The 8,206-nt window shown below is 60.6% G+C and carries 8 protein-coding genes and 1 pseudogene; 4 read left to right on the top strand and 5 right to left on the bottom strand.

The window, feature by feature from the left end:
* Positions 1-113 precede the first annotated feature (113 nt).
* The 3 genes and pseudogenes from ACTXGA_RS21550 to ACTXGA_RS21540 all read left to right on the top strand — a co-directional run.
* A complete protein-coding gene (locus ACTXGA_RS21550; protein WP_443396779.1) occupies positions 114-554 on the top strand; it encodes a hypothetical protein in 441 nt (146 codons plus the stop codon).
* A 36-nt stretch (positions 555-590) separates the two neighbouring features.
* Positions 591-1,184: a TIR domain-containing protein gene (locus ACTXGA_RS21545; RefSeq protein ID WP_443396778.1), complete on the top strand. Its 594-nt coding sequence runs from the start codon at positions 591-593 to the stop codon at positions 1,182-1,184.
* Positions 1,185-1,550 (top strand): annotated as a pseudogene (locus ACTXGA_RS21540) (toll/interleukin-1 receptor domain-containing protein); the annotation flags it as partial.
* A 162-nt stretch (positions 1,551-1,712) separates the two neighbouring features.
* Here ACTXGA_RS21540 and ACTXGA_RS21535 read toward each other — a convergent pair.
* From ACTXGA_RS21535 to ACTXGA_RS21520, 4 genes are all read right to left on the bottom strand, one after another.
* Entirely contained in the window at positions 1,713-2,825 is a 1,113-nt protein-coding gene (locus tag ACTXGA_RS21535) for an AAA family ATPase (protein ID WP_443396777.1), read from the bottom strand.
* 346 nt (positions 2,826-3,171) lie between these two features.
* Positions 3,172-4,269: a redox-regulated ATPase YchF gene (ychF, locus tag ACTXGA_RS21530; RefSeq protein WP_443396776.1), complete on the bottom strand. Its 1,098-nt coding sequence runs from the start codon at positions 4,267-4,269 to the stop codon at positions 3,172-3,174.
* A 126-nt stretch (positions 4,270-4,395) separates the two neighbouring features.
* The gene (locus tag ACTXGA_RS21525) at positions 4,396-4,764 is read right to left on the bottom strand and encodes a DUF805 domain-containing protein (protein ID WP_443396775.1); all 369 of its coding nucleotides are present in this window, start codon (positions 4,762-4,764) and stop codon (positions 4,396-4,398) included.
* Between the two features lie 192 nt (positions 4,765-4,956).
* Positions 4,957-6,324, bottom strand: a complete 1,368-nt coding sequence (locus ACTXGA_RS21520) for an MATE family efflux transporter (protein WP_443396774.1) — start codon at positions 6,322-6,324, stop codon at positions 4,957-4,959.
* Between the two features lie 107 nt (positions 6,325-6,431).
* Here ACTXGA_RS21520 and ACTXGA_RS21515 point away from each other — a divergent pair, with 107 nt between their 5' ends.
* On the top strand, positions 6,432-7,073 hold the full coding sequence (locus ACTXGA_RS21515; RefSeq protein WP_443396773.1) for a TIGR02453 family protein: 642 nt from the start codon (positions 6,432-6,434) through the stop codon (positions 7,071-7,073).
* A gap of 16 nt (positions 7,074-7,089) precedes the next feature.
* On the opposite strand, the gene ppk2 is transcribed toward ACTXGA_RS21515, so the two are convergent.
* Positions 7,090-8,106 (bottom strand): polyphosphate kinase 2, encoded by a 1,017-nt coding sequence (ppk2, locus tag ACTXGA_RS21510; RefSeq protein WP_443396772.1) that lies wholly within the window; start codon positions 8,104-8,106, stop codon positions 7,090-7,092.
* Between the last annotated feature and the right edge of the window lie 100 nt (positions 8,107-8,206).

The following is an 8,206-nucleotide window of genomic DNA, read 5'->3' as shown; positions in this document are numbered from 1 at the left end:
TGCCCCGTTAGAACCTCAACCTGCCGTAACTTCGTGACAATCTCTTCGGGCTTGGGGCGCCTGTTGGCCATGTATTTCCTCCGTTTTCCTAAACATAGCGGAGGACCACTTCAGTGGGGGAAGACCATAGCCACGAGTATCTCGAGAGTATCAAGATCGCACACCTGACGATGTTGCAAGGCGTGATTTCCAGGATGGGCGCCAACTCGTTTACCCTGAAGGCACTGGCCGCCACGTTTGGCAGTGCCGCAATTGCCGCCTTGGCAAGCGCCAGCAAGCCTTCTGTCTATTACGCTGTGTCTGCCCTCATTCCGATCTTCATGTTTTGGATCATGGACGCCAACTACCTCCGAATTGAGCGATCGTACAGGAAGCTCTACGACAAAGTTCGGACAGGCGAGCGCGTTGATCCATACACCATGGATGCCACTGCATTTGCTTCGCATTTCGGCACCGCGTTCAGACTTGCCATTACGTGGTCTGTATCAGTCTTCTATCTTGCAGTCCTGTTCTCACTGGCCGTAGTGGCAGGAATCATTATTTGCGGAGCGTGACTTAAAGATGACCATGTTTGGCCCGACAAAAGGCGAGTGTTCTTCTCGTTTCATCATCAGAATGATGTTTGGAGAGCTAATCAGGTACGGAACTCATGGAGACATGCCAAACCTGGATCCCGGGAAGGTTTCGGCTTCTTTGACGCGAGTATCTGGGAGAGCAAGAAGCTTACCAGCGACAATGCCCTGAAGACTCTGATACGCGACAGTATTGTCAATACGTCAGTAACCTGCGTTCTTGCCGGACAGGCAACTTATGCGCGCCGATGGGTTCGATATCAAATCGCGCGTAGCGTACTAAAAGGAAATGGCCTGCTTACGGTTCAAATCTCAAACCTCAGGAACGGACAGGGCCAAATATCGCAACAAGGACCAGATCCGTTGTCATACATGGGCCTCTACCGGGATGCGTCGAGGCAAGTTCGGTTAGCTGAGCTCGTCAATTCAGGCTGGCAACAATACTCCGACTATCAGCAAGCAATTACACCTGCCAATGACTGGTTTATTCCAAATGGCGGACAAGTGCGCAGGCTTTCCGACTTCTCGAATCTGCATTGCTACGCGAGAAACAACGGCGCGGCGAATTTTCCCAATTGGGTTCGAAATGCCGCAGTCAGTGCAGGTCGATAAATGGTACTTCAGTCAACAATCCGGCAATACCAGCCCGACGCCAACCTCCAGACAAGGGAGATGGTCACAGAAGATGCTTTGCGCCAAGGACATCAAACCGCTTTCTTGTCACACAGCCACAAGGACAGAGAACTCGTCTACCGCATCCAAGCCTTTCTTCGTAGCAACGGATGGAACGTCTACGTTGATTGGCAGGACGAGACAATGCCTGTTAAAACCAGTCACATCACGGCCAACAAGATCAAGGATAAGATTCGGAAACTCGATTGGTTCTTATACCTCGCGACACAGAACTCGCCCGCAAGCCGATGGTGCCCTTGGGAAATTGGCTACGCAGACGGATCAAAACCAATTTCCCGAATTATCGTGATTCCGACAACTGACTCGGCAGGAACTACGCACGGGAGCGAATATTTGGATCTGTATAACCGAATTGCTCTCGGTACTGCACCTGGAAAAAGTGCATATGCCGTCTTTGATCCACGCGCGGAGAAAGGGACTTTTCTGGAGAACCTACACCGCTTAAGCTCACTGCAGCCGCGGCCGCCCCTCCAAGGTTTCCGCCCGCTCCAGCATACGCACCACGTCCCGCAGGCTCATCCGGCGCCCCGTCATCCGGGGCGCCATCACCAGCGCCTCGCAGACGGCCTCCAAGGCCTCCTGCGAAAGCTTCATCTCCAGCCCGCGCCGCACGGCGAAGTCGTGCAGCTGCGCCGGGGTGATGTCGCGGACCTCGACGATCTGGCAGCGCGACAGGAACGGCTCCGGCACCGTGCTCAGCTTGTTCGAGGTGAACAGCCAGGAGACATGGCTCATGTCGAAGGTCACACGGAAATAGGGGCAGTTCCAGGCCCGGGCCGTACCAGGCTCCATGAGACCGAGCATGGCCTCGGTCATGGAGAAGGCCCGCCCTTGCGTCGAGATCGCGACACCGGCCTTGCAGATCTCGTCCACGACGAAGATCGGATTGGCGATCCGATGATCCAGCAGCAGGTTCACCGGCCGCCCGGGTTGCGCGCTGCTCCAACCGCGCTCGACGCCCACGATGTCGAAACCGGCGCTACCGGCCCCTGCATCGCTTTGCGCAAGTGGCAGCTCGAGCTGATCTGCCAGGGCCCGCGTCCAGGCGCTCTTGCCGATGCCCGGGGGACCATTGATTACCATGGGCGCGATCTTGATCGGCGTGCCGCGGCGCGCGGCCCGGCGCAGGTCATGCCAGGCACACTCCGTCGCCCGGCCCATCCAGGGCATCTGCGCGTGCAGCGCTGCGGCGATCTCGTCAGCCCGATGTTCCGACGGTGCCATTACGGCCTCCATAGAGGCATCCTCCGGCGAGAGGCGCGCAAGGTCATCTTTCGAGAGATGCGCGGTCCCCGTGGCCCGATGGCGCTTGGAGACGAGGCAGCGCACCCGCGCCGCGATCGCAGCCTCGTCCTTGTAGGTCAGGCCCGCTTCCGGCAGCGTCGTCTTGAACAGTTCGAGGTCGACTTCATCGAACTGCGAGGAATTCGCATCGTCCCCGATGAGCTCTCGCGCCAGCCTGTTCTGCCGCGTCTCGCGGAGGAAATCGCGCAGGCGCTTGTTGATGGCGCGCTCGTCGGTGTCGAGGTTTTGCACATGGATGATCTTGATCTTGGGCATGGTGGTCTTACCAAAGTTGGCTGAACGGGACAGGCCCAGGCCGCAGCCACATGGCGGCGCGCCGGGGCCCGGAGGGGCGGTTCAGGTGCCCCGTATGAGGCCGATGGGAAGAGCATGTGTCATGCCGGACAAGAAGGCGATGCGCAGGCCAAAGGTCAAGCCCGGCCACCGGGAACGAGAAACGCCGCCCCGTCTCGGAGCGGCGTTTTCTGTGTCACACAATTTCAATGACTTACGCCGAGGTGGCAGAGATAGACCCGCCAGGTGGCAGCCGAAATGCCCAAAGTGGCAAACTTACCCTGGGTATTTCACCACGCGTGGACAGCCCAGTTCATAGCCCTGTAAATCAGGTGTTGAACAGGAAGTGCAACACGTCCCCGTCCTTGACCTCATACCCCTTGCCCTCGGCCCGCAATTTACCCGCGTCCCGAGCGCCCGTCTCGCCGTTGCAGGCCAGATAATCGTCATAGGCCACGGTCTCTGCCCGGATGAAACCCTTTTCGAAATCGCCGTGGATCACACCCGCCGCCTGCGGTGCCCGCGTGCCCCGCTTGATCGTCCAGGCGCGCGCCTCCTTGGGACCGACGGTGAAATAGGTCTGCAGGTCCAAAAGCTCGTAGCCCGCCTTGATCAGCCGGTCCAGACCGGCCTCGTGCAGACCCAGTTCGGACAGGAATTCCTGCGCCTCCTCGGCGTCCAGCTGGCTGATCTCTTCCTCGATCTTGGCCGAGATCACGACGTGCGCATTGCCCTGTGCCGCCGCCATCTCTCCCACCTTGGCCGACAGGTCATTGCCCTCGGCGGCGTCTCCCTCATCCACGTTGCAGACGTAGAGCACCGGCTTGGCGGTCAGAAGCTGCAGCATCTTCCACGCCTTCAGATCGTCCTCGGCCACCTCGACCACCCGCGCCGGCTGGCCCTGTTCCAGAACCTCGACCGCCATCTTCATCAGGCGCTCCTGCTGGGCGGCTTCCTTGTCGCCACCGCGCACCTTGCGGACGATGTTCTGCAGCCGCTTTTCGAGGCTCTCGAGGTCGGCGACGATCAGTTCGGTCTCGATGGTCTCGGCGTCGCTGACCGGATCGACGCGGCCGTCCACATGCGTCACGTCCTCATCCTCGAAACAGCGCAGGACGTGGGCGATGGCGTCCACCTCGCGGATGTTGGCAAGGAACTGGTTGCCCAGCCCCTCTCCCTTTGAGGCGCCCTTCACGAGGCCCGCGATGTCGACAAAGGTCATGCGGGTCGGAATGATCTGCTTGGACGAGGCGATAGAGGCCAGCTTGTCCAGCCGCGCATCGGGCACGGCCACGTCACCCACGTTGGGCTCAATCGTGCAGAAGGGAAAGTTCGCCGCCTGCGCCGCGGCGGTCTTGGTCAATGCGTTGAAGAGGGTCGACTTGCCCACGTTGGGCAGCCCCACGATTCCCATCCGAAAGCCCATGCGACACCCTCCATCATGCGTGACGCGCCGCTTCTATGCGCGCACAGGCAGGGACGCAAGCGGGCAAAGAAAAACCCCTCTTTCCGGGGGAAAGAGGGGCGTTTGAAACCTGCGCTGCGTGATGGCTCAGCCGAAGCGGTTCGGACCCGGGGTCGGCGGCTGCACGAAGAAGTAGATCAGCACCAGCGCACCGATCAGCGGGATCAGGCCAATCAGCAGCCACCAGCCCGATTTGTCGATGTCATGCAGACGGCGCACGCCGATGGCGATGCCCGGAACCAGCGTCGCCAGCGAAAAGATGAGGCCCAGCAGCTGAATGCCCAACATGGCATCGATCATGCCGAGGACGAAGGAAATGATGATGATCCCGAGGAAGGCCCACCAGTATTCACCCCGGTTCGACCGGCCGTCGAATTTCACGTAGTTGGTGAAGAAGAGCTTGATCGCCTCCCCCATGGTCACCTTGCGGGTGTACCCGCCTGCCGCTGCGTCCATAATTTTCGTCTCCTGAAAACGTCCTGTTGTCCCTAGAGTGGTCCAAGCCGCTGTTGCGGTCCCGACGAGAGCACTAAACCAATCGACTTCTCGCCACTCAATACAGGAATACCCCCATAAAACGGCGTTTCGCATGGAAATGCCCGGGAGGAACTGGCCAAGTGCTATCGGTGTTGCACAAAAGCCCGGACGTCAGGCGGCAAGGCTGCGCGCCATCAGGCCCGGACTGCGCCGCCAGAAGCGGGTCATCAGAAGACCCGCGGCAACGGCAAGGCCAAGCACAAGTCCGAACCAGACGCCCATCCCGCCCCAGTCCAGCCTGATACCAAACAGATAGGCGGCGGGCATGCCCACGCCCCAATAGGCGACCGCCGCCATGATCATCGGCGTGCGTGTGTCCTGCAGCCCGCGCAGCAGGCCCACATGGATCACCTGTGCGGCGTCCACCGCCTGATACAGCGCCGCCATCATCAAAAGGCCGGTCCCTGCCGCGATAATCGCCGCACGGTCAGGGTCTTCGGGGTCGATGAACATTCCCATCAAGGTTTCCGGAAGCAGCAGGAAGACCGTCATCGTCAGCGCCACTGCCCCGGCGCCCAACCACGAGATTACCTTGGCCCCTTGCAGGAGATCCTCCAGATCGCCCCGGCCCAGCGCGGACGCCGCCCGTACCGTCGCCACGTTCGACAGGCCAAGCTGGACCATGAACGCAGCAGAGGAAATCTGCAGCGCCACGCCATGTGCCGCCAACGGGATGGTTCCCAGCCATCCCATCAGCACCGCCGAGCCGGCGAACAGGGCCACCTCGGCCAGCGTCGTCAGGCCAATCGGCCACCCCAGTTGGAACACCTTCCCGAACATCTCCCAATCCGGTCGCCAGAAACGCACGAACAGGTCATGCTGCGGCAGGATCCGCAGTGCGTAAATCACCACCAGCACCAAGGACACGATCTGCACCGAAACAGAGGCCAGCGCCGCACCGGCGATACCCATTTCAGGCGCGCCCAGATTGCCGAAGATCAGCGCATAGTTGACCAGCGCATTGACCCCTGCGGCCCCAAGCGTAATCCACAGGACGACCCGCGTATGTTCCAGCGCGGCAAGGTAGTTTTTCAGCACCATGACGCCCAGCGCGGGAAGCATTCCGACCCCGGCAATGCGCAGATAAACCTGCGCCAGCGATGCCACCTCTTCGATCTGACCCATGGCCCGCAGGATCGCGCCGGAATACCACAGCAGCGGCATGGTCGCGAAGAAGTAAAGGATCGACAGCCATAGCGCCATGCGCGTGGACCGGCGGATCTGCACCTCGTCCCCGCGGGCGGCATAGGCCGCCACCATCGGCATGACAGCCCATGCGAAGCCCGATCCGAACAGGAACAACGTAAAGAACAGTGATCCCGCCAGCGTCAGCGCCGCCAGTTCGGGCACCCCGTACCAGCCGATCATGATGGTGTCGGTCAGGCTGATGGCGAATTGCGCAAGATGCCCGCCGATCAGCGGCAGGCCCAGACGCAGGATCGCGTTCAGGTGCTTTCTATGGCTATTCGTATAGGTCATGGCGAGCCATTAGAACCGCTCCGCCGCAGTGGCAAGGGCAGAGGTGCGTCTCTGGACAGGCTATGCTATCCTTCATTAACAGGGCTTTTTGTTCCCGGGATATCATCATGGCAGAACCAGTGGATCTGAACCGGCTGATGCCGGACGCGCGCAGCTTTCTTTTAGAGCTGTCGGACAACAACGACCGCGGCTGGTTTCAGGCGAACAAGGCGCGCTACGACAGCACGCTCAAGCGACCGGCTGAGAAGCTGCTGGCGCAGATCGCCCAATGGCTGCAAGACGAAAGCGGCAGCCCGCCGCGCACGAAACTGTTCCGTCCGCACCGCGACGTGCGCTTTTCCGAAGACAAGACACCGTATCACACGCACCTGCACATGATGTGGTCCCTGCCCGATGGGCGCGCTTGGATGCTGGGCATTTCGCCCGATTACGCCACGGCCGGGGCGGGCGTTATGCGATTCGAACCGGAACAGCTGAGCCGATGGCGCGAGGCTGTCATCGCGGACACCGGCGCGGAATTGGCAGAACATCTGGATCGGGAAGACTGGCGCGTCGATCCACCGGCGCTGGAACGGGTGCCGCCCCCCTACCCCGACGATCACCCACGCGAGGAGCTTTTGCGGCACAAGGGATTCGTTGCGTGGCAGGACCGGCTGGAAGATGGGCTGTCAGACGATCCAGACGGCACCCTGCGCCACGTCTTCACCGCCTTCGCCCCGCTGATGGTCTGGCTGGGCGACATCACCTGAGCCGCCCGGCCAATGGTCAGGTCGCCTTGCGCGTGTCCGGATGCAGGGCCTTGCCAAGAATATGCTTGGAGCGGTGAATGACGTTCCCTGCCCCGCCGACGATCAGCGGATCGGGGGCCTTGGCAATCTTGGGATCTTTGTCCGGGTAATCCAGCGTCGACAGGAAATGCCGCATGCAGTTCAGGCGCGCGCGTTTCTTGTCATCCGACTTGATGACGGTCCAGGGCGCGTCGGCGGTGTCCGTGTAGAAGAACATGGCCTCTTTCGCCTCTGTATAGTCATCCCACTTATTCAGGCTGGCCATGTCGATCGGCGACAGTTTCCACTGCTTCAGCGGGTCTGTCTCCCTGCTCTTGAACCGCGTACGCTGTTCGTCCTGGGTGACGGAGAACCAGTATTTGTACAGCTGGACCCCGGAACGCACCAGCATCCGCTCCAAATCCGGCGTCTGACGCATGAATTCGAGGTAGTCGTTCGGCTCGCAGAACCCCATGACGCGCTCCACCCCGGCACGATTGTACCAAGACCGGTCATAAAGCACGATCTCACCGCTGGTCGGAAGGTGCTGAATGTAGCGTTGGAAATACCACTGGCCGCGTTCTTCTTCGGTGGGCTTGTTCAGTGCCACCACGCGCGCAAGACGCGGGTTGAGATGCTCGGTAAAGCGCTTGATCGTCCCGCCCTTGCCAGCGGCGTCACGACCTTCGAACAGCAAGACAAATTTCTGCCCGGTTTCCTGGGCCCAATGCTGGACTTTCAGAAGTTCCGCTTGAAGCCGGGCCTTTTCACGCTCGTAGGCGCGGCGCGACAGCTTCCTTTCATAGGGATATTCACCGGTTTCAAAGGCACGTCGAATCTCATCAGGACTGGGGTGGCGATTGCGCGGACCCGGCTGCGGCGTCGGCACAGGAAGCTCTGTCGCCTCGTTAATTGGCCCATTCTCGACGGGGGCGATCTGCGGCGCGGCTTTGGTCTGCACGTCGTTTTCGGGGGGCATGGTCTGCGGAACGGGGGCGTCGAAGGCTGGCGGCATAGGGTCTCCTTTTCAATTCCACCTGATTATCGCAGGTCTTGGGCAGCCACGCCTTGAGGTGCGTCAAGAAACCGTCATGTTTTGCCAGAACGTCGCCCGC

This window comes from Antarctobacter jejuensis (assembly GCF_052266595.1).
Lineage (GTDB): Bacteria > Pseudomonadota > Alphaproteobacteria > Rhodobacterales > Rhodobacteraceae > Antarctobacter > Antarctobacter jejuensis.
Note: the sequence above shows the minus strand (reverse complement) of the source record. Positions and strands in the feature narration are given on the sequence as shown.

Excerpts from the sequence above, each read along its gene's own strand:
- ACTXGA_RS21535 (WP_443396777.1), bottom strand. The coding sequence starts at position 2,825 with ATGCCCAAGATCAAGATCATCCATGTGCAAAACCTCGACACCGACGAG.
- ychF (WP_443396776.1), bottom strand. The coding sequence starts at position 4,269 with ATGGGCTTTCGGATGGGAATCGTGGGGCTGCCCAACGTGGGCAAGTCG.
- ACTXGA_RS21525 (WP_443396775.1), bottom strand. The coding sequence starts at position 4,764 with ATGGACGCAGCGGCAGGCGGGTACACCCGCAAGGTGACCATGGGGGAG.
- ACTXGA_RS21520 (WP_443396774.1), bottom strand. The coding sequence starts at position 6,324 with ATGACCTATACGAATAGCCATAGAAAGCACCTGAACGCGATCCTGCGT.
- ACTXGA_RS21515 (WP_443396773.1), top strand. The coding sequence starts at position 6,432 with ATGGCAGAACCAGTGGATCTGAACCGGCTGATGCCGGACGCGCGCAGC.
- ppk2 (WP_443396772.1), bottom strand. The coding sequence starts at position 8,106 with ATGCCGCCAGCCTTCGACGCCCCCGTTCCGCAGACCATGCCCCCCGAA.